Origin of the sequence: Chitinophaga sp. (genome assembly GCF_039596135.1) — a bacterium.
Taxonomy (GTDB): domain Bacteria; phylum Bacteroidota; class Bacteroidia; order Chitinophagales; family Chitinophagaceae; genus Chitinophaga.
On the sequence record NZ_JBCNKH010000001.1, the window covers coordinates 48,346 to 70,545 of the forward strand.

Annotated in this window: 17 protein-coding genes; 4 read left to right on the forward strand and 13 right to left on the reverse strand. The window is 45.0% G+C overall.

The genetic code is table 11. The features are described 5' to 3' along the window. Positions 1-239 precede the first annotated feature (239 nt). The 4 genes from ABDW16_RS00210 to ABDW16_RS00225 all read right to left on the reverse strand — a co-directional run bounded on the left by ABDW16_RS00210 (position 240) and on the right by ABDW16_RS00225 (position 8,959). Positions 240-1,628, reverse strand: coding sequence for a SusD/RagB family nutrient-binding outer membrane lipoprotein (locus ABDW16_RS00210; protein WP_343667094.1), 1,389 nt, complete (start codon positions 1,626-1,628; stop codon positions 240-242). Positions 1,629-1,673: 45 nt separating this feature from the next. After that, on the reverse strand, positions 1,674-4,757 hold the full coding sequence (locus tag ABDW16_RS00215; RefSeq protein WP_343667095.1) for a SusC/RagA family TonB-linked outer membrane protein: 3,084 nt from the start codon (positions 4,755-4,757) through the stop codon (positions 1,674-1,676). A gap of 905 nt (positions 4,758-5,662) precedes the next feature. Then, on the reverse strand, positions 5,663-5,950 hold the full coding sequence (locus ABDW16_RS00220; RefSeq protein WP_343667096.1) for a hypothetical protein: 288 nt from the start codon (positions 5,948-5,950) through the stop codon (positions 5,663-5,665). 585 nt (positions 5,951-6,535) lie between these two features. Further along, entirely contained in the window at positions 6,536-8,959 is a 2,424-nt protein-coding gene (locus tag ABDW16_RS00225; protein WP_343667097.1) for an MMPL family transporter, read from the reverse strand. 117 nt (positions 8,960-9,076) lie between these two features. On the opposite strand from ABDW16_RS00225, the gene ABDW16_RS00230 reads away from it, so the two are divergent. Continuing rightward, positions 9,077-11,215: a two-component regulator propeller domain-containing protein gene (locus ABDW16_RS00230; protein WP_343667098.1), complete on the forward strand. Its 2,139-nt coding sequence runs from the start codon at positions 9,077-9,079 to the stop codon at positions 11,213-11,215. 17 nt (positions 11,216-11,232) lie between these two features. Next, complete coding sequence (gene recO / locus ABDW16_RS00235) at positions 11,233-11,964, forward strand: DNA repair protein RecO (RefSeq protein WP_343667099.1); 732 nt, start codon at positions 11,233-11,235, stop codon at positions 11,962-11,964. On the opposite strand, the gene ABDW16_RS00240 is transcribed toward recO, so the two are convergent. From ABDW16_RS00240 to rsfS, 5 genes are all read right to left on the reverse strand, one after another. Further along, positions 11,939-12,727, reverse strand: a complete 789-nt coding sequence (locus tag ABDW16_RS00240; protein ID WP_343667100.1) for a UDP-2,3-diacylglucosamine diphosphatase — start codon at positions 12,725-12,727, stop codon at positions 11,939-11,941. The genes recO and ABDW16_RS00240 overlap by 26 nt on opposite strands. 42 nt (positions 12,728-12,769) lie before the next feature. After that, complete coding sequence (locus ABDW16_RS00245) at positions 12,770-13,204, reverse strand: hypothetical protein (protein WP_343667101.1); 435 nt, start codon at positions 13,202-13,204, stop codon at positions 12,770-12,772. A gap of 73 nt (positions 13,205-13,277) precedes the next feature. Continuing rightward, positions 13,278-13,913, reverse strand: coding sequence for an LUD domain-containing protein (locus ABDW16_RS00250; protein ID WP_343667102.1), 636 nt, complete (start codon positions 13,911-13,913; stop codon positions 13,278-13,280). Between the two features lie 6 nt (positions 13,914-13,919). Next, on the reverse strand, positions 13,920-15,944 hold the full coding sequence (gene ftsH, locus ABDW16_RS00255) for an ATP-dependent zinc metalloprotease FtsH (protein ID WP_343667103.1): 2,025 nt from the start codon (positions 15,942-15,944) through the stop codon (positions 13,920-13,922). 44 nt (positions 15,945-15,988) lie between these two features. Continuing rightward, positions 15,989-16,396 (reverse strand): ribosome silencing factor, encoded by a 408-nt coding sequence (gene rsfS, locus ABDW16_RS00260; RefSeq protein WP_343667104.1) that lies wholly within the window; start codon positions 16,394-16,396, stop codon positions 15,989-15,991. Between the two features lie 243 nt (positions 16,397-16,639). On the opposite strand from rsfS, the gene ABDW16_RS00265 reads away from it, so the two are divergent. Further along, positions 16,640-17,383, forward strand: a complete 744-nt coding sequence (locus tag ABDW16_RS00265) for a biotin--[acetyl-CoA-carboxylase] ligase (protein ID WP_343667105.1) — start codon at positions 16,640-16,642, stop codon at positions 17,381-17,383. 342 nt (positions 17,384-17,725) lie between these two features. On the opposite strand, the gene ABDW16_RS00270 is transcribed toward ABDW16_RS00265, so the two are convergent. From ABDW16_RS00270 to ABDW16_RS00285, 4 genes are all read right to left on the reverse strand, one after another. Next, positions 17,726-18,064 carry a translation initiation factor gene (locus ABDW16_RS00270; RefSeq protein ID WP_343667106.1) on the reverse strand — a complete coding sequence of 113 codons (339 nt, stop codon included), beginning with the start codon at positions 18,062-18,064 and terminating at the stop codon, positions 17,726-17,728. Positions 18,065-18,079: 15 nt separating this feature from the next. Next, complete coding sequence (locus tag ABDW16_RS00275; RefSeq protein WP_343667107.1) at positions 18,080-18,958, reverse strand: diacylglycerol kinase family protein; 879 nt, start codon at positions 18,956-18,958, stop codon at positions 18,080-18,082. 19 nt (positions 18,959-18,977) lie between these two features. Beyond that, the gene (gene nadC / locus ABDW16_RS00280) at positions 18,978-19,823 is read right to left on the reverse strand and encodes a carboxylating nicotinate-nucleotide diphosphorylase (RefSeq protein ID WP_343667108.1); all 846 of its coding nucleotides are present in this window, start codon (positions 19,821-19,823) and stop codon (positions 18,978-18,980) included. A gap of 106 nt (positions 19,824-19,929) precedes the next feature. Next, positions 19,930-20,349 carry a DUF4783 domain-containing protein gene (locus ABDW16_RS00285; RefSeq protein WP_343667109.1) on the reverse strand — a complete coding sequence of 140 codons (420 nt, stop codon included), beginning with the start codon at positions 20,347-20,349 and terminating at the stop codon, positions 19,930-19,932. Positions 20,350-20,641: 292 nt separating this feature from the next. Between ABDW16_RS00285 and gpmI the strand changes: the two genes are divergently transcribed. Beyond that, entirely contained in the window at positions 20,642-22,165 is a 1,524-nt protein-coding gene (gene gpmI, locus ABDW16_RS00290) for a 2,3-bisphosphoglycerate-independent phosphoglycerate mutase (RefSeq protein ID WP_343667110.1), read from the forward strand. Positions 22,166-22,200: the final 35 nt, after the last annotated feature.

Here is a 22,200-nt window from a genome sequence, read left to right on the forward strand (position 1 = left end):
TAATCAAAGTGGGTTATGCTACATGCATGCATGAGGGAGCTGCACGCCACAAGGGCACAATGATGGCTACAAATAGGTATTCCTGGTTTTAAAAATTGTATTTAGATTTTGGTTCTTAGCTATTTTGAGTTTTGATTATTAGTCTGTACTAATATAAAAAATTCGGAGGAGAAATTGCAATAAAAAAAAGGGCGCGTATCAGAGATACACGCCCTTTTTGATATGAAGAATTGAAAGGATTACAGGTTATCCCACCATACTTTCGCGAAGATATCTGTTACGTTAATAGCGTTTGCTTTGTTGTAAAGCAGTTCGTTATTTTCAGTAGGCAGTCTTCTTGGAATTGCGTTAGTACCGGTTACGTTGTCTGCATTTGGAGTCAGGGTTGGGTAACCAGTTCTGCGCCATTCAGCCCATGTTTCGATCTGTGTGAACAGCGCGATGTATTTCTGAGTAGCGATCTGCTCTTCTGTGATAGTCGCAGCAGTAGCAGAAGCAAAAGCAGCGATGAAGGTAGCATCAGGAGCTGAACCAGTTACCTGGGTTACAGCTTTAATTACAGCCTGGTTGTAGTAAGTAGCTGCTTCAGCCAGGTTACCGAGACGGAAGTTAGCATCAGCTTTGATGAACAGCGCTTCAGAATAAGTAACCAAAGGAATGGAAGCACCTTCGCCAGCGATGTAATCACCAACTTCAGAAGCTGAAGTATTTTCAGAAGAAGGAGCAGCACCTACATAAGTACCAGCAGCTGTTTTTGCTGCATAGTATGGTAAGCGGGGGTCGTTGTTAGTCTGCAATAAATCAACCAGGTATTTACCCACTTTGAGGTAGTTAGCTCTGTCTACTTTGAAAGCATTCCACTGGTTGAGTTCAGCGGTTACTATACCGTAGTTAGCCATAGCATCACCAGCATCCGTTACGTTTGCGAGGTAGCCCAGTGCTGTAGTTGCAGAACCGGTAGCATCACCTTTGCTCAGACGGTTAGCGAAACGAGCCTGCAGGATGTGAGCGGTATTTAACCATTTAGTCAGATCACCATTAAAGATGAAGTCGTCAGAACCAATGGTGTAGTTGTTAGTACCACCAGTAGCACTCAGGGTAGTAACTGCTTCGCTCAGCAGTGTCTGAATGTAAGTATAGATAGATTCCTGTGTATCGAATTTAGGAGTCAGGTTACCGGTAATGTTACCCAGACCAGCTTCAGTAGCAGGTACATCGCCCCATACATCGGTAGCGATACCCAGCGCCATTGCTTTCATAATTTTCATTACAGCAGCATACTGTTCGTTGGTTGCTCCATAATTTTCGATCAGGTCATTTGCAGGCTGAACGATGTTGTTATAAAGGTTGTTCCAATCGTTCGTATTGGCTGTATTCAGCAGCTGGTACTGATCGATTTCCAGCATCTGCGCCTGTACACCACCAGTCTGTTGGGTCAGGGTTGCAGAGACTCTTGCCAGGGTACCAGTGTAGGTACTGTAAAGACCCAGTTCTGCTGCTGACAGGATCAGTGGAGGAGTCGCTTTAGTTGGGTTATTAGGGCTTTCACCATAACCTTCTGTGAACTTTGAGCAGCTTTCCGCCATGAATAACAGCGGTAATGCTAAAAATATAAAGACTTTTTTCATGACTTAGTCGTTGTTATTATTTTCAATAATACCTTTTAATACACCTTAGAATCCAACTCTCACGCCAACTGCATAAGTTTTAGTACCTGGGTTGTTGAAGTAATCAAAACCTGTCAGGTTAGAACCAGCACCAGTTAAGCTTGTTTCAGGATCTACACCTTTGTAGTCAGTATGTAACCACAGGTTACGACCAGTCAGTGTCAGTTCTACAGATTTAATTGGGCTATTGCCTGGGAGGATGTATTTGTAACCCAGGTTCAGTTCACGCAGACGAACCCATGATCCATTTTCAACAGAGTTTTCAACTGCAGAACCAGCTGCGTCACCTTTATAAATACGGTAGTATTGCTGTGCAGTAACTGTTTTAGTGTTTTCAGTGTATTTACCATCAGCACCTAATACCACACCTGGAATTACATAGGTTTTTTCACGATCAGCAGATTCTTCAGTTCTACCCAGGTTGTTCATTCTCGCATGGGTACCATCCCAGATCTTACCACCATGTCTTACATCCAACAGGGCAGACAGGGTAATGTTTTTGTAAGTGAAGGTAGTTCTTGCACCACCAGTCCAGTCTGGGAACGGATTTCCGAGGTTACCACTTGCAGCAGCAATTGAAGGTAATCCATTAGCACCGATTACGAGCTGACCCGCATCGTTACGTACCCATTTAGAACCATACAGTGCACCATAAGCCTGACCTACGATAGCATAAGAACCGATAGAAGTAAATGCAGATTCAACACTGATCTCGTCTACACCATTCGCCAGTTCCAGCACTTTGTTTTTGTTCATTGCCCAGTTTACCTGAACATTCCAGGTGAAGTCTTTCAGCTTCAGCACATCAGCAGATGCTAACACTTCCACACCTTTGTTCTGCATTTTACCAGCGTTATCGAGGATGCTTTGGAAACCGGTAGAACCAGCTACTGGTCTTGCTACCAGGATGTCTTTGGATTGCTTATCGTAATAAGTCAGTTCCAAATTCACACGGCCGAATAATTTAACATCCAAACCTATTTCTTTTTCCACGCTTCTTTCTGGTTTCAGATTTACGTTACCCAGCGCACTGCTCAGGCTCATACCGTTCTGACCTTTGAAAGGGAAGGAGTTACCATCGGTAAAACCGTCGGCGAAGTTAGGGTTGGTATATAATGTGTTAGCAGCATAAACACTTGGGCTCTTACCACCCGCTGCGATAGCAGCACGCAGTTTACCGTATGTGATTACATTGTTAGCAGGTACAATTTCAGTGAATATCCAGCTACCACTTACTGAAGGGTAGAAGAAGTTGTTTTTAGAATTACCAAAAGTGGAAGACCACTCGTTACGACCTGTAGTAGTCAGGAAGAACTGGTTTTTGTAAGCAAATTCCAGATCATAGTACAGCGCAGACGTTCTCTTGATAAAAGAAGAGTTATCAGCGTACAGGGTAGAAGCGTTATTCAGGTTATAATAATTAGGAATAGACAGCTGTGTACCCTTAGCATAATCGTTCTGACCTGTTTCCTGGTTCAGGTTACCACCCAGGTTAGCGATTACATCGAACTTATCATTGAAATTCTTATGACCAGACAGGATCAGATCTGAGTAGATGTTTCTGTTGGTGTAAGTATTTTCTTCGATCTGACCCAGGTAGTCGCTCACAGCGTTTGATCCGATTGCGAACACCTGTTTGCTGAACTGAGTGTACATATCCACACCGGTACGGTTATTCAGTGACAACCAGTCAGTGATTTTGAATGATGTATTCACGTTACCGTAGAAGCGGTCAGTTTTATCTCTATAAGGGTTGTTGTACAAGCTCCAGTATGGGTTGTCGTAGAAGAGGTAATAGTTCTTGCTGGAACCATCTTCATTCTGGTAATCAGCCAGGTTCCAGGATGCTGGGGCTCTCATCAGCGGCAGCATTACACCGGTAGTGTTAGAACCATTCTGTGCTTTAGTACCTTCAGTCAGTACATAAGATGCAGAAACACCCATTGTCAACCTGTCAGTGATTTTAGAGTCCGCATTGATACGAACGCTTGTTCTCTGCAGATCAGTGGTAGGCACTACACCTTTCTGGTCTACACGGTTCAGAGACAGACGGAAAGTAGTGTTATCGTTACCGCCGGTCACAGATACATCGTGTGTGAAGTTGGTACCAGTCTGGAAGAATTCTTTAGTGTTATCGTATACTTTGGCACCGCTAACAGAGCTGATAGCAGGACCCCAGCTATATGGAGTACTGGTAGCCAATCCACCTGGATCGTATACTGGAGTAGCACCAGGAGCACCCTGGCTATAAATATGCTGCTCTTCAGGCAGTTTGCTTACTTTATCGAAACCGGCATTGAAGCTGTAAGCTACTCTGGTTGCACCTGCACGACCTCTTTTGGTAGTATAGATGATAGCACCGGAAGCAGCGCTTGCACCATACAGGGCAGCAGCAGCAGGGCCTTTCAATACTGTTACGGAAGCGATATCATCAGGGTTGATATCCAACGCACGGTTTGAGTTATTTACCCCCTGCAGGTTAGAGTTGTAAGGGTAGTTTCTTGCAGATGTAGAATTGGTGCTGTTATCAACAGGCACACCATCCACAACGATCAGTGGTTGGTTTTCTCCGGTAAAGGTAGCGTTACCACGGATGATGATCTTAGTAGAAGCACCTGGAGTACCACCGGAACCAATTACCTGCACACCTGCAGCTTTGGAAGCCAGGGCCTGGATAACGTTGTGCTCATTAGAGTTGATCAATTCATCAGAACCGATCTTCTGCACGCTATAACCCAGTGCTTTCTTTTCTTTCGTGATACCCAGTGCGGTTACCACAACCTCGTTCAATTGTTTATTATCAGTACCCAGGGCAACAGAAATGTTTGCTGCACCGCCTACGGCTTTTTCCTGGTTAACGTATCCTATGAAGGAGAATATCAGCGCATCATTTGCACTGGCGTCAATTTTATAACTACCATCAGCACCTGTTACAGTACCTTTAGTAGTACCCTTCACTATAACTGACACTCCAGGTAAGGGAGACCCGTCTTTGGTATCAGTTACCTTTCCCGTAATTGTTCGTGTTTGTGCGAACGTGTGTAACACGCTCATGGCCACGAACAGCCATAGGAGTAATCCTTTCTTCATAAAAGATAATTGATTTGATAAAATGAACTTGTTAACAATTATATCAGTATTCCTCATAAGCAATTTTCAATTCATAAAAAGCAAAAACCATTTCCCACGCCATCTACGGCGCATAACAAAGCAGTACAAATTCATAAGCAAGCAGGCAATTCCCTTGTTCATTTTAACGTCTCACGTTCTCCCCCGTTACTGTCAATGCTGTTTAAATAGAATACAAGCGATCCCTAATTCTGTGTAACCAAATAATAATAAAACCGACTTTGTTAGATCATCTTCAAGCAAAACCAATAAAATTAACCGTATACTACACGTTGCCATGCAATATATCCGGGCACCAAAATTCAGTTTACTAGTTTTTGTTCAGCAAGCACCTTACGTGATTATGTAGTCATAATGTTGGGTTGTATGCACAATACATATCCGTCTCAGCGGCTTCTTTCATCGACAATTGATTTTGGCTTAGATTTCTGTTGTTGTAATGTTACTTTATTATTATTTAATAGGTCGGCAAGATACTTAATAAAATGTTAAACCCCACATACAATTTTCATGTTATCTAGGGTGTATTTTGTCATGAAATTGTAATAACGGACTAATACAGAGGGTTTCAGGAAGCTACTTGTCTAAGTTAAGTTTCAACATATTGTCAAAATAATGTTATAGAAACCCTTTCTTTTTATCTTGATAAAGTCATATTAAAAAAAACAATAAAGGCAAGCGGTAAGAGTACCGCCTGCGCGCTCATCAACCAAAATCTAAATCCGGGTTAAACCAGATTTAAATAAAAATGTACATCTAAATAACAGTTTAAAAGGAGAATTGATTAGCATTCCACATGTGCGCACGTCGCTGACCGGCCCTCTCTTAAAGGCTGGCAGCGCTTCCTCCCCGAATTTTTTCTTTTCCTACGACAGGCTTAGTGGTTGTGTCTTCAACAATTCCAGCAGCGTTTCATAGATATCCTCATTCCTGTTGTTGTAACGGAACTCACATTCCTTCAGGTGAAGATAAACTGTGCTGCGGTTCAGCCCCTTGAATTTGGCCAGGCGATGCTTGGTCAACCCCCAGAATGCATCTACATCCTCAGAAGCATTGTTGGTTCCCTCATTTTCCAGATTGTAAAGCCTGTATTGTCCCAGATCGGCAACATTGCTGAAGCGCCTGATCTTTTCTGCTGCACTCTGAGTCTCCAATATTGATCGGTTACTCCTGACTACAGAATGAATCATGGAACGGCTTACATCGGGCAAAATCTCAGTGTGCAGGCGGTCAGATGCGCGATAAATACCAAAGACAACTGGCTTGATATTCCGGCTGACATCTGTTTTTACGGAAACTGGGGAGTCGGAGTCTTGAGTGGCTGGGACTGCTTTCCGTTCAGTAGTAGTTGAACGTAAGGGGTCGGTTGGCAATAAAGATTCACAATGCCGGGCTATCTGTTGTCTGATTTTCTTAAGATAACTGTTAACAGTGACCCGGCTTACTCCACTTATGCTGGCAATCTGAGTGGCCGTGAGATCCTCGGCAAATAGCCGTAGTATCTCCTTAAATTTACGCTCGGATAAATGAGCGCCCTTTAAGTATTTGTTTTTCATGAACTAAAAGTGGTTAGAATGGCATCATAAACCTCTTATTTTTTAATGGGTATAATACATCCTTTTATACAAACGGCTAAAACGGGGGGATGAGTGCCTTGCACTAGATTATTTGAAACTAAAAAGCTCAATGCCAGCGCACTGGCATTGAGCTTTTAGCTATTTTGGATATTTTTTTGACGCTTATTTCTCGCCTTCTTCCCGGTCTTTTAAGCCCAGTTTGGACATTTCCACATCCTCTTCGTCATCCAGCGTATTCCATAACTGTTTCTTCTGCGCCTTCCTGATCAACGCCTTCTCCATCCATAACAACAATGCAGGCAAAATTGTTAAGTTCGTGATCATTGCCAGCATCAATGTCAGCGATGTGAGCCAACCCAATGCCTTGGTACCACCAAACTGAGAGAAACTGAAGATCATGAAACCTGCAAACAGGATCAGGGAAGTGTAAATTATACTCAAACCCGTTTCGTGAATAGTTTGCTTCACTGTCGCAGAAATATCCAGGTTATGATGTGGCAACTCCTGCTTGAAGTTCACCAGGAAACGAATCGTTACGTCGATCGCTATACCCAGCGCCACACTGAACACCAGCACTGTAGACGGCTTAAGCGGTACACCCGCCCAGCCCATCACACCTGCTGTGAGTGCCAGGGGAATGATATTTGGGATCAGCGAAATGATCAGCATCTTGAAGGAACGGAACAGGTACAACATACAGAAGATGATGAGTATAAAGGCCAGCAAGATACTTTCCATCAATCCATCGATGATGAAACGGCTACCTTCCAGGAAGATCACCGTACTGCCTGTATATGTCACCTGGTAATGTGCCGTATCGAATATTTCATTTACTCTTGGTTTCAATGAATCCAGGAGGATTGGTAAACGGCGGGAACCCACATCAGCCATATTCACACTCACCCTGGCTACCTGGCGGCTGCTATCCATAAAGTTGGCTACCAGTTTGGTAAACATGGCCGCTTCCTTGCTTGCATTACCCGTATTCTTCATGCGCAGGTAAGGAGCCAGGAAACCGATATCAAATGAGTTAGGTACTGCATAGTTAGTGCTGTCTCCATTGTAATAAGCCTGCTTTGCAAACTTGATACCCTGTACTACTGACAACGGCTGTGCAAAGTCTGGTTGTACTGCCACCAGCTTCGACAACTGATCCAGTTTATCCAGTGTTTGCAGGTTGATTACACCATTCTTCTTTTTGGTATCTACTGCTATTTCCAGCGGCATTATACCCTTGAAATTCTGCTCAAAGAATTTCAGGTCTTTATACAACCTGTGTTCCTTCGGTACATCGTCCAGCATAAAGCCTTCTGACTTAAGACGAAGCATACCGGTAACAGCTACGATCACCATCACCGTTGTACCAATGTATACCGCAGGTCTGTATTTAAATACCAATGCATTCAAGCCATCCAGGAATGTGCGGAATAAGCGGTTGTTCATGTAGCTGGTATGCTTCATCTTAGGTGCTGGCAAATAGCTTAGTACTGCAGGCAGGAAGATAAAGGAGATCAAAAAGATCAGCATAATATTCAGACCGGCTACGATACCAAATTCTTTCAGCAAAGAGCTCTTGGTAAAACAGAATACACCGAAACCAATGGCAGCCGTCAGGTTCGTAAACAGGGTCACGATACCCATACGCTGAATCATGTGCACCAGTGCCCTGGTCTTGTTCTGATCCTTGGCGTATTCTGTATGATATTTATTGAGGAAGTATACACAGTTCGGTATCCCTATCACCACTATCAATGGTGGAATCAGGGCTGTAAGCAATGTGATCTTGTAACCTAACAATACAATCGTAGCTACTGACCAGATCACCCCCATCGCTACTACGATCATTGACATGAGCACAGCACCAAATGAGCGGAAGAATACAAACAGGATCAGCGCTGTCAATACGAATGACAGAATCAGGAACATCTTCATTTCTTTGGCTACCATCACCGCCATGATTGTGCGGATCAGTGGCAAACCACTCATACGCACCTGTGTATGATGCCGGGCGCCGAAATCATCGCCAAGTTTCATGATGTCATTTACCACTTTGGTACGACCCGCAGAGGCCATTACCTCCTTGTTCACACTGACCATCATGAGATAAGCATGTGTATCAGGATTGTACAGCAACCCTTTGTAGAAAGGAAGGTTATGAAATACATTGCTCAGACTATCCAATACCACCTGGTCCTGGATATTACCTTTAAATAAAGGCTGTGCGACAAGTTTGTGCGTACTGTCATTCTTTATCAGATTGATGGCAACAGGTACACTCAGTACATTCTCTACATGAGGCACTTTTTTGAGATCCTCATTGAGCTTTACGTAGTCACTGAAAAATCCGGCATTAAAGAAGCTGTCCGATTGAACGCCCAATACGACCATGTTTCCATCCTGACCAAAGAGTTTTGTAAATCCCAGGTATTCCTGGTACTTCGGATTGTCTGTAGGAATGGCTTTGTTGGACTCATAAGATAACTGGACCTTGCTGGCGAAATATCCCATTACTGCGGTAGCTGCTAATAATGCTATCAGCAGTGGGAGCCTGAATTTTAGTACGAAACCCGCTAAGCGTTGCCACATAAGCATCGTTGAATTTAGTAGGTCGTAAAGGTAATCAAAGTTGTCTAAAAAAAAGGGCCACTTAGCCTATATCACAGTAATTGTCATAAAGTAACAACATATAACTATTTTTGATGCATGTACCGGTTCCTGCTCTCCCTGTATCTTTTGTGCCTCGGCCCGCTGCTGTTAGCAGCACAAACCCTTATAGGACAATGGCAGTCATGGCTGCCCTCCCTGCCAGCTATCGCTGTAGCCCAACAAGGGGACAAGGTCTATTGCGCTACCAGTTCCGGGTTGTTTTCCCTGACTACAGGCGCTGAACAGGACATTACCTGGTATAGTAAAGTCAATGGCCTTCATGATATAGGCATCCGCACCATCGCCGGCAATGAGAATGGGATACTGATTGCCTACCGCAACAGCAACCTCGACTTCCTAAGGGGAAGCAACAGCTATAACCTGCCTGACCTGCTACGCAAACAAACCGCTGAGGATAAGACGATTTACCGCATTTATACAGGCGGAACCAATGCCTACCTGTGTACTGGCCTAGGGGTAGTGGTGGTAAATACAACAGTACCTGAAATTGCGGCGACATATGCCATTGGTACTGTATATGGGTTTACAATTCAGCACAATCAACTGTATGCCGCTACGGCAGCAGGAGTGAAGACGGCCCCCCTCACTGGCAGTAACCCCGCCGATTATAGAAACTGGTCTTCGATGGGACAGTTGACTGATACAGTCAACAATATCGTTTCCTTTAATGGCCAGTTGATTTGTCAGCAGGGTCAGGAATTGTATGTTTTTAATAACAACGAATGGACGCCTTACTATTCAGGCGCTACCAATATCGCCGTACAGGGTGACTACCTCACTGTTTCCAATGATACCAGTATCGTGTATATAGGAAAAGATGGAAGTGCTGGCCTCCCCATTCAAAATGCCTTATTAAAAGCGATCCGCCAAACAACCGGAGATAACCAGTATACCTGGGTGGCAGACTCCCTTTCCGGGTTGCTGCAATACGATGGGCAGGAATTTTCTGCCATCCGCCTTAATGGCCCTGCCAGCATACTCACAGGGCAGTTACTGTTTTACAACAATACATTGTATGCCCCTGCTGGCGGAGTATCCGACAACTGGACTGCCAATAACAACATGGGCGTTTATTATACCTATAATAACGGCGAATGGCAGCAATACACCGATAACCTTCACGACATTATTACCATGGCCCCAGATCCGACAGGAGATGGCATGTACGCCGGCTCCTTTGGGGGTGGATTGATCCATATCGCTGCAAATGGTACCCGTACCTATGCCCTGCAGGGGCAAAAAATCAGCGGCCTCACCAACGATGCCTCCGGTAATCTCTGGATAGCGGTCTATGGCGCCACCTACAACCTGGTATGCAAAAAACCGGATGGCACCTACCTCTCCTTCCGTAGTACATATGCACAAAGTGGCAACGCCATCAGCCAACTGATAGCTGATGATGCCGGGCTGATTTGGATCGTATCTCCGCAAAGCAACGGCCTCTTTGTATACAATACCCTAACTTCTGAATGGAAACAATTCAGGCAGGGGAGTGGACAGGGCAACCTGCCATCCAACGATGTGTACTGTATGGCAAAGGATAAGAATGGCAGTTTCTGGGTAGGAACAGGTACAGGTATCGGCGTAATTGGCTGTAGCACCTGTGATGCCGTCTGGCCAATTATTCAGCAGGACAATTTTGCCGGTTACCTTTTCCAGGATGAGCAGGTGACTGCCATCGCCGTAGATGGCGCTAACCGTAAATGGGTAGGTACGCACAACGGTGTATGGCTGGTGAGCGAAGACGGCACCAGCATCGTAGAAAATTTTACTGCTGACAATAGCCCTTTACCCGGCAACCGCATCTACAGTATCTCCATCAACCCTACTACAGGAGAGGTGTACTTTGCCACCGATCAGGGCCTGATGTCGTACAGGGGTACCGCCACCGAAGGGAAAAAAATGAGTAAAGATTCCGTACTGGTATTTCCCAACCCAGTACCACATGACTATAGCGGCAATATTGCCATCAATGGTTTAGCTGAGAATACATTGGTGAAGATTACTGATATAAGCGGCAGAGTGGTATATCAAACGAGGAGTAAAGGAGGACTTGCATTATGGAACGGGGTAGATTATACAGGACACAGACCTCAAACGGGGGTCTACCTGGTATTTGCTGCTAATGCGACTATGGGAGAACATCTTGTAACAAAGATAGTGTTTATTAATTAGCCTATTTTTGTGGTGTAATGTTACACAAAACACGTGGTATAGTCCTCAGAACGGTCAAGTATGGCGAAACCAGCGCCATCGTCACTATTTTCACAGAACTGTTCGGTATCCAGTCATACATGGTCAATGGTGTCCGGTCTTCGAAGCCAACAGCCAAAGGTAACCTGTTTCAGCCCGGGAATATACTGGAACTCGTAGTGTACCATTATGAGCAGAAAACTATTCAGCGGATCTCTGAGTTTAAGCTGGGGTACATCTATACCTCTCTGCACTTCAATATAGTAAAGAATACGGTTGCCCTCTATCTCATAGAATTATTACAAAAAAGCCTGAAACAACCGGAGCAACAACTGGAGCTTTATTATTTTACAGAAACAGCACTGGCGGCACTGGATCAGGCGCCATTGGGTATTGCAGCAAATATACCTTTGTATTTTACATTGAAACTGGCGGAACAACTAGGTTTTCGCCTGAATGGGCGTTACTCGGAATATGCCCCGTTTCTCGACCTGCAGGAAGGTTCATTTACTGACCTGCCCCCACATCATAACAACTACCTGGATGCAGCGAATAGCGAAATCACAGATCGCCTGTTCCAATGCCAGGCATGGGAGCAGTTGGGTGAGGTGGTGATGAATAAAGATAAAAGAAGGCGGTTACTATATGCTTACCTGGACTTTTTCAAGCTACATATGCCTGACTTCCAGGAAATGAATTCTCCGCCTATTTTGCACGAGATTCTTGATTAGCGTATTTCAGGGTAGTAGTTTTGCCATCGAACTCTGCATACGTAAAGTAACGCAGCCAGTCGCCCAGGTTGATATAGTGACTGTCAGGTCCTACCTCCAGGTCTAAAGGCAGGTGGCGATGACCGAATATAAGGTAGTCGTAGTGGGTCGTTTTTAAAATGTCTTTGCTGTACACAGCCAGCCACTCATTTTCTTCTCCCAGAAATTTTTCGTCATGTTCTCCGCCGGTAGCCGCACGGCTCTTACGACTGAAGTAGTTGGCAAGTCCAATTCCCCATGATGGATGAATAAGAGAAAACAGCCAGCGGCATACAGGATTACGAAACACTTTTTTCAGCATCTTATAACCATGATCTCCGGGACCTAAACCATCTCCATGACCGATGTAAAATTGCTTACCTGCAATATCGTAAGTCTGTGGTTCGTAATATACCGGGATATCCAGTTCATCTTCGAAATAGCCATTCATCCACATATCATGATTACCGATGAATACAGAGATGCCAATGCCCCTGTCACGCAGCTCTGCCAGCTTACCCAATAAGCGGGTATAGCCTTTGGGAATTACCTCCTTATACTCAAACCAGAAATCGAAAATGTCGCCTACGAGGAAGATATGTGCTGCATCTTTGGATACCTCATTCAGCCATGCTACGATCTTTCGCTCCCTATCCCTGCTGCGTACCATATCTGGCGCACCCAGGTGAAAATCTGAAGCGAAATAAACACGTTTGCCAGCTGGAAGTTGAATATGATGATGCATGAGCCTTTTAATTGCGCCTGCAAAGATGAAGAAAAATTGTGATTACCTGATACCGGCTTCCTGTACAGCGGTTTCGATATCTGTAATATCAGCCTTTACCGGATCATTGTAGCTGTCGAACAGGAAGATCTCCCAGGCATATTTTTCATGCATGAGGTTAATGTCTACATCTTCGCCGTTCTTCTTGTGAAACTTCAGTTTTAGCCTGGAGGTACTGACAATCTTTACACCCAGTTTAGCGAGGTAAGCACTGTCTGCTACCAGGGCAGCATTGTTGGATTGCTCCATGGCAGCAAAGGAGTTCTTACTGAACGTATTTTTCAGGTAGGTCAGCTTATCGCCTGCAGGATGGAAAATAACGGCACAGGTATCAGTAATGACGAGGGTGGTGGTAGAATCCTTAAAGTTACCACTTCCTCCACTGCCACAGGAGGCGCACATGACGATAATGGAAATAAAAAACAGTAACCGTGTCACTTGCTTGATTATTTAAAAGAACAGCGCATGACGAGGTCACGCGCTGTACGAATATTGTTAACTGATAATTGACTTATTCATCTACCAGGAATACATACACTTCTTTCGGACCATGTATACCTACTACCAATGTTTTCTCAATATCTGCCGTGCGGCTTGGCCCAGAGGCAAAGTGAATAGAGGAGGGGAGGTCTCCCTGGTATTTCTCCTTCATTCTTGCGATGGCATCTTTCAGGTCGAACACCAGCTGATGGGTATAAGCCACTACCAGGTGAACTGGTGTATATACCGGCAACGCTCTTCCTGAAGACTGTGCTGCACTCAGTACGATGGTACCTGTACGGGCTACCAGCATTTCGCAGTCAGTGATGGCTGCATTTGCGGAGTGCATATCACCTTTGTTCAGGCCAGAAAGCTGACTAAGTTGCAGGTCTTTGACCAGGGTAGGAGTCTGGCAGATAATATCCGACCATTCCCGGGTGGAGGCCAGTGCCTGCAGGTTTTCCAGCAGTTCGGCCTTACTGGTACAAAAAACGAATTTGCCCTGCAAGCGGGCAAATTCTTCTGCAAATTTCATTTCCAGCCCTTCGTGTTCCTTCACGAAGACGGAGTTGTTGCCCTCCGAGTTAGGGAAGGGCAACTGCACCGACTGGCTTAATGCATTTCTTACTCTTTTGAGAATATTTTCCTTGGCAGGAGATACTTTCATATCAACTTACGCATTAGCAGCAGCTGGAGAAGGATTGATCAGGTCAGTAGGATGTACGCCGTCAGTAGTCATACCTTCGTGGTTTGCTACATGCTCCTTGTGCACATCGTAAGGACGTTTACCAATCAGTCTTTCCAGGTCTGCCTGATACAATACTTCTTTTTTCAACAACTCGCCTGCAAGCACTCTTACATTTTCGATCTTTTCGGTCAGCAGGTTCTTAGTACGCTGGTAAGCTTTTTCGATCAGGAGACGTACTTCTTCGTCAATCATTTTTGCCGTCTCTTCAGAGTAAGGCTTGGTGAAAGACTGATCACTGTTTGGATCATAGAAGGATACGTTACCCACTTTATCGTTCATACCATACACGGTTACCATCGCATAGGCCATACGGGTGATTACCTGCAGGTCATTCTGGGCACCGGTGGATACTTTACCGAATACGATGTCTTCTACTGCACGGCCACCCAGGGTCATACAAATATCGTCCATCAGCTGTTCGGTGTTATAAAGGTATTGTTCTTTCGGTAGGTACTGTGCATATCCAAGGGCAGCCACACCCCGGGGAACGATGGTTACTTTCACCAGTGGATTAGCATGCTCCAGGTACCAGCCACAAATAGCGTGACCAGCTTCATGGAATGCGATGATCTCTTTCTCTTCAGGAGAGATGATCTTGTTTTTCTTTTCCAGACCACCGATTACCCTGTCAACGGCATCGTTGAAGTCATCCATTTCTACTTCCGTTTTGCCTTTACGTGCAGCGATCAGGGCTGCTTCGTTACATACGTTGGCAATATCGGCGCCGGCAAAACCCGGAGTCATGGAAGCCAGTTTCTTGATATCGAGGTTTGGAGAAGTCTTGATTGGTTTCAGATGCACATCGAAGATGGCTTCACGACCAGCCAGATCCGGCTTGTCGATAGAGATCTGACGATCAAAACGACCTGGACGCAGCAGCGCACTATCCAGTACATCCGGACGGTTAGTGGCAGCAAGGATAATGATACCACTGTCGGTACCGAAACCATCCATTTCTACCAGCAGCTGGTTGAGGGTGTTTTCACGCTCATCGTTGCTCATCATTACGTTTTTACCTCTTGCACGACCGATCGCATCAATTTCATCGATGAAGATGATACATGGTGCTTTTTCACGCGCCTGTTTGAACAGGTCACGTACACGGCTGGCACCCACACCTACGAACAGTTCTACGAAGTCGGAACCGGACATAGAGAAGAATGGTACCTGTGCTTCGCCGGCCATTGCTTTGGCCAGCAGGGTTTTACCGGTGCCCGGAGGGCCTACCAGCAGTGCACCCTTTGGTATTTTACCACCGAGGGAGGTGTATTTTTTCGGATTCTTCAGGAAGTCTACTATTTCCATTACTTCCACCTTCGCTTCATCGAGACCGGCTACATCACTGAAGGTGATGTTTACGCGGGTACCCTTGTCGAAGAGGGTTGCTTTGGACTTTCCGATATTGAAGATGCCGCCTGGGCCGCCACTGCCACCGGCAGGTCCGCCCATTTTACGCATCAGCAGTATCCAGAGACCGATGAGCAGTACCAATGGTAACAGTAATTGAATGAATGGTTCAAACCAACCCTGTCTGTCTTCATAGGTGACCTTCACCTGGTCTTCCAGTGGGGTATTGGCCTGTGCCTTATCCATATCTGCCTTGAAGCTTTCTTCACTACCAATAGTAAAGCGATAATGAGGACCTGGATTTACACGACCCAGGTTGCCCTTGGATACTTTGTCGAATTTAGGCTCATTAAGACGGTCTCTCTTTATGTAAACCTCTACTGATTTCTTATTTACAACCACCAGTTTATCTACATCACCTGGTTTCAGATAGTCAAGCTGGAATTCCTGCCAGCTTATATCCCTGGGCGGTGGGTTGAAGGGAAACCAGTTCATTGCCAGCAGGGCAATACCTATAAAGGCATAGACCCAGTATATATTGAACTTTGGTCCTTTTTTCGGCGATTTGTCTGACCCCTTGTTGAAGTTGTTGCCTCTTTCCATAATCTTTCGCTCCTTTACGGATGTCGGGTAATAGTTAAAAGTTATTAGTTAGTCTCATTATGCTCCATTCGTTCGGCATCACTCCACATATCTTCCAGGCCGTAAAATTGCCTGGTTTCCGGTTGGAATACATGCACCACAACATTCACATAATCTACAAGAATCCATTGTTGTGCGGTAAAGCCCTCATGCTTGTAAGGGGTTTCTCCAGTATGCTTTTGCACCTGATCTTCCACGAAATCAGCAATAGCCCGCACCTGGGTGTTGGAGTTAGCCTCACATATAACAAAGAAATCAGCCACAGCTTCAGGAATCTGGCGCAGATCCAGGGAAACTATGTTTTCTCCCTTTTTTTCCTGGATGGCCTTGATGATGGTGGAAAAAATCTCGCTTTCTCTACTCAGGCGCGCAAGCGCTTTCTTTCTCGTACTCAGAACGGTTAAGGGTGCCAATAAAATCTCTTTTGGTTAAAAATAAACTTTAATTGTCAAAATTACTAAACAAGCCTGAAATAACGCCGGAATAAAACGAATGTACCACCAGGGGATGATTGACCGTTTACCGGGTGTTAATGCTTAAGAACCACGGACTTGCTATGGCTTTCGGCGGTTTAGAGTGAGCTGTTTGATGACTGTTAAGGAAAAGATAAAATGAGTTACTTTGCCTTTCCAAAATAATTCAATCAGTTTTTCCCAATGACAGGACAGCCTTTCTATATCTTAGATTCAGTAGACAGCACCAATAACTATGCCATGGAGCAGGTAAATACAGGCACGGTGACACCCGGTACAGCCTGGTTTGCAATGGAACAGACCGCCGGAAAAGGACAGCGCGGAAAGCAATGGTCATCAGCCAAAGGAGAAAATATTGCCTTGACGATAGCGCTACAACCCAATATGCTACCACTTTCCAGGCAGTTTATGCTGAGTGTGGCAGTAGCGCTTGGTGCAGCAGATTTCTTTACAAAATATGCAGGTGATGAGACAGGTATTAAGTGGAGCAATGATATTTATTGGCGTGACAGAAAGGCAGGGGGCATTTTAATCGAAAATGTACTGCGTGGCAATACATGGCAATATGCCATAACAGGTATCGGGCTCAACATCAACCAGGCCGCTTTTCCGTCACATTTGCCAAATCCCGTGTCACTCAAACAAATTACCGGGAAAACGTGGGATTCAGTAGAGTTAGCAAAAGATCTGTGTACGTTTCTGCACAAGAGATTTGAGCAGTTACATCCTGCACATTATAATGAGCTGCTGGAAGAATATAAGAGCAAACTGGTACGTATGAACAAGCCTGGCTTGTATCGTAAGGATGGGGAGATTTTCGAAGGTATTATCAGAGATGTACTGCCAGATGGCAAATTATGTCTTGAAAAAGCAGGAAATATTTTAGCACTCGGATTCGGGGAGATCGAATTTATTTTTCCTAAGTAATATTTGTTCGGTTTTGATTGTAGCGAACACTTAAAAATGATACGGATTACGTGCCGCAGTCATATTTTAGGAATATAGGTTGGACGACGGGGTCACGTAATCCGTTTTAATATCTTGTTTACTGCCGGGAGGGTAGTTGGTTGTTGTTTCATAGCAGTTCATCAAAAAGCCAGATGAAAACAAGATTTTGGTTGATAAAGGGTAGAACTAAATTGTGAAAATTTTGTTAATTTATCAAATTAAAAATTGCAACTGCGAAACATATAATTTTAATTATTAATTGTTTATAACTTATTTTCTATTATTAAAAGGAAAGTAACGGCTGCTGACAGCTACCCTAAGTTATTTGGCCTTATACCCCCAGTCCTGCAGCCATTTGATTACTTTCTCTTTGTAATCTCCCTGGATCAGGATCTGGCCATCTTTTGCACTGCCACCGGTACCGCATTTTGTTTTGAGGTCTTTGCCCAGTTTTTCCAGGTCTTCGTCTTTGCCTACAAAGCCATCTACCAACGTTACAACTTTACCTGCACGCTGCTTCGTATCCAGCTTTACACGCAACTGCTGCTGAGCAGGAGGGAGGGTATTTATTGCTGACTGGTCATCATCATTATTACCCAGTGTAAAATTGGGATCTGTGGAATAAACGATCCCGCCGCTGTTATTTCTCTTTTTAGACATAATACTAGTTTTAAATTATGCTACAATCACCTGCAGGGAAGCGGGTTCTACCCTGAAGAGTACCTGCCCCTGGCTGGTCAGTGGCACTGCATCGCCATCTACCTGTAAATGGGCCAGTTCCGGACTTTTGACCAGGATTTGTTTACCCATGTAATGGTTCATGTAACTGGTCTTGTCAATATTACCCATCAATGAAAAGAAACCTAATGGCACTAATCCAAAGAATGGCATGGGTGGTACCACACAAACGTCCAGGTTGCCATCAAAGACACTTGCATTTGGTGCGAGCTTGAACTCATATCCAAACTGGTTGCCATTGGCAACTGTGAACATAAATGCTCTCTGCTCCAGTTGCTGCCCGTCAATATCGATTTTATAAGAAGGTCCTTTGTATTTGTTGAAACTGCTGATCACCAGCTTGGCATAGCCCCATAATCCTCTCTTCTTCGTATTTCTGAACTGGTCGGCGATAAGGGCATCGAAGCCAACGCCGGCATTGCTCAGGAACAGGTGTTCGTTAGCATATCCTATGTCAATGGGCTTGCGTTTTCCATTAGCGATCAGTTCCAGTGCCAAAGGTACCTTCAGCGGAATCTTCAGTGCCCTGGCTAAACCATTACCACTGCCCAGCGGAATCACAGCGAGTGCTGTATCTGTACCTACCAGTCCCTGTGCAATTTCATTGATGGAGCCATCTCCACCTACTGCCACGACTGTATCCACACCCTGGGAGACTGCCTCGCGCGAGAGGTCGGCACCATGCCCCAGGTATTCCAGGTGTTTGATTTCTACTTGAAAGGCCTTAGGTGTCAGGTATCGCCGGATCACTCCTTCTAACCGCTTCTCTCTGTCTGTACCGGCTTTCCGGTTGATGATAAATAATATCTTTCTCAACGCTAGGGATATTTCTGTTTTAAATAGCTTTCAGACTCAGGTCAAGACTTACCGCATGGTGAATGACAGCTCCTGCTGATACGTAGTCGACTCCCGTCTTTGCGTACGCTTCGATCGTATCCAGGTTAATGCCTCCTGAAGCCTCTGTTTCATATTTCCCGTCTATCAGTAATAATGCCTCATGCAATTGTGCCGGCGTAAAATTGTCCAGCATAATGCGATGTATCTTTCCAACAGTCAGTGCTTCTTTTACATCATCGAGATTACGGGTTTCCACTTCTATTTGTAAGGGTAATCCGTTTTCTTCCAGGTAAGCGACTGTTCTGTTCACAGCGGCAGTGATACCACCTGCAAAATCAATATGATTATCTTTCAGCATCACCATATCATATAATCCCATTCTGTGATTGACACCGCCACCTATTCTAACCGCTTCTTTTTCCAACAGGCGGAAGTTAGGTGTCGTTTTACGGGTATCGAGCAGTTTGGTATGGTAGCCAGTCAGGCGCTGAACATATTGACTGGTGAGCGTTGCAATGCCGCTCATGCGCTGCATGCAGTTCAGCACCAGTCTTTCGGCCATGAGCAGGGTATGTACAGAAGCATGTACTTCAAAGGCTGTTTCGCCGGCAGTCATGGCTTCACCATCTTTCTTCAGGGGAGTAAACACGGTTTCCGGATCCAGCAGGCGAAAAATGGTAGCTGCTACTTCCATTCCTGCTAAAATGCCGTTTTCTTTGATCTTCAACCTGGCGCCACCTTTGGCAGTTGCCGGTATACAAGCCAGGGTAGAGTGGTCTCCGTCTCCGATATCTTCTGCCAGTGCGCTGCGAATAAGGTTTGTTAATGCTGGTTCCTGTAACATACTATTGCTTTGAGACAACGAAAGTAAGCGAATTTTAACTCACGTTTTCAAACAAAAAAAGTCCGGAGATGTGCTCCGGACTAAACAATATCAATCTTAACAATCACTACTTGTTTTCAAAACGAAGCTCATTGAGTACCATTGAGCCTCCCTTTTTTTGTAAGAAAAAGGAGGTACGATAAGAACCGCCGGAGGTACCCATATTACCGATACCGAAGCGGGATCCACCACCACCTTCGCCCTGGTGAATCAGTTCGAAGGACTTTACCTGATTCTTCGAAAAAAAGTCTTTCAATATAATTTCAGCCTGAGACTTGCTATAAGAGCTGGATTTACCTGAGATGTTGATTTCAACAGTATTATCAAGATAGCGGGAGAGAGAACTAACGTCGCCCGATTTGATGGAGCTGACTACATCTTCAAAAGGTCCTGCAGCAGCCGGGTTCAAAGCCGACGCTGACATTGTAAATGCAGTGACAATGCCTGCTAACAGCACCACTCCCAGCACGTACATTATCTTTTTCATTGCCAGTATTTTATTAGATAGTAAAGTTTTCATCATCAGTGTGAAATGGGCTAAAACTATGCCAAATTGCGGGTTGACGCGGAAAATACAATTATCGTTGTATCATCCAATTGGTAATTAATGCAAATTTAAAAATATATAAAATTAGAATAAAACTTAAGTGCATGTTGTGACATCTAATTTCAAACAGAGGCTGATATGAATTTTGTTATCAAATGATCAAATTACTATTGGAATTGAAGTATGCTTGTTAACTTTACGACCTTACTGCTTTAAAATCTCAACCGGATATATGGAAAAGAAAAAAGCCATGCTCGTTATCATGGATGGATGGGGACAAGGACAGGTTCCTTCCGCTGACGCAATAGCAAATGCCAAGACACCTTTCGTGAGCAGTCTTTATTCAAAGTACCCACATAGTACACTCGTAACTTGTGGCGAACAGGTAGGCTTACCGGATGGACAGATGGGTAACTCAGAGGTAGGTCACCTCAACCTCGGCGCAGGCCGCATTGTATACCAGGAACTCCAGCGTATCAATGTAGCTATCCGCACCGGAGAGCTGGCAGCTAACCCTGTGCTGCAGGAAACTTACAACTACGCTAAAGACAACGATAAAGCCCTTCACCTTATTGGCCTGGTGAGCGACGGTGGTGTGCACTCTCATATTACCCACCTGAAAGCCCTGACCCAGATCGCTAAGGAAAAAGGTCTGACCAAAGTATATATCCACGCCTTCACCGATGGCCGCGATACAGATCCTAAAGGTGGCCTGGGCTACTTCGCTGACCTGCTGCCTCACCTGGCACAAACTACCGGTCAGGTAGCCAGCATCACCGGCCGCTATTACGCTATGGACCGCGATAAACGCTGGGAACGCGTAAAACTTGCTTACGACGCCCTGGTAAATGGTACAGGTACCCCTGCTACCGATGTACTGGCAGCCGTAAAAGCTTCTTACGAAGCAGGTGTAACTGACGAATTTATCAAGCCGGTGGTCATCACTGATGCTGCTGGTAACCCAGTTACCACCATCCAGGAAGGCGACGCCGTTCTCTGCTTCAACTTCCGTACAGACCGTTGTCGCGAAATCACCCAGGTACTTACACAACAGGCTTTCCCTGATTTCGGTATGAAACCACTGAACCTGTTCTACACCACCATGACCGAGTATGATAAAACATACAAAGGCGTGCACGTGATCTTCGAAAACGATAACCTGGTCAATACCCTTGGCGAAGTGCTGGAACAAAACGACCGTACCCAGATCCGTATCGCAGAAACTGAAAAATACCCGCACGTATCTTTCTTCTTCTCCGGTGGCCGCGAAAAAGAATTCAAAGGAGAACGCCGCCTGATTGTAGCTTCTCCCAAAGTAGCTACTTACGACCTGCAACCCGAAATGAGTGCATTCGAAGTAACCGATACTATCGTTGCTGAAATAGACAAGAAATCAGCTGACTTCATCTGCCTCAACTTCGCTAATGCTGACATGGTGGGTCATACAGGTGTTTGGGAAGCCGCTATCAAAGCAGTTGAAACCGTAGATACCTGCGTAAGCAAGGTAGTTACTGCTGCCCTGGCTAACGGTTACACCGTATTCCTGACAGCTGACCACGGAAATGCTGATTACATGGTAAACAGCGATGGCACTCCTAATACCGCTCACACCCTGAACCTGGTACCTTACTTCATCATCAGCAATGATTTCAAAGGAGCAGTAAAACCTGGTAAACTGGGTGACGTAGCTCCTACCATCCTGACCCTGATGGGATTACCAATCCCTAAGGAAATGAGTGGTAATGTCCTGGTTTAACAGATGCACTGACAATACCGAAAAGGCCGTTCTGT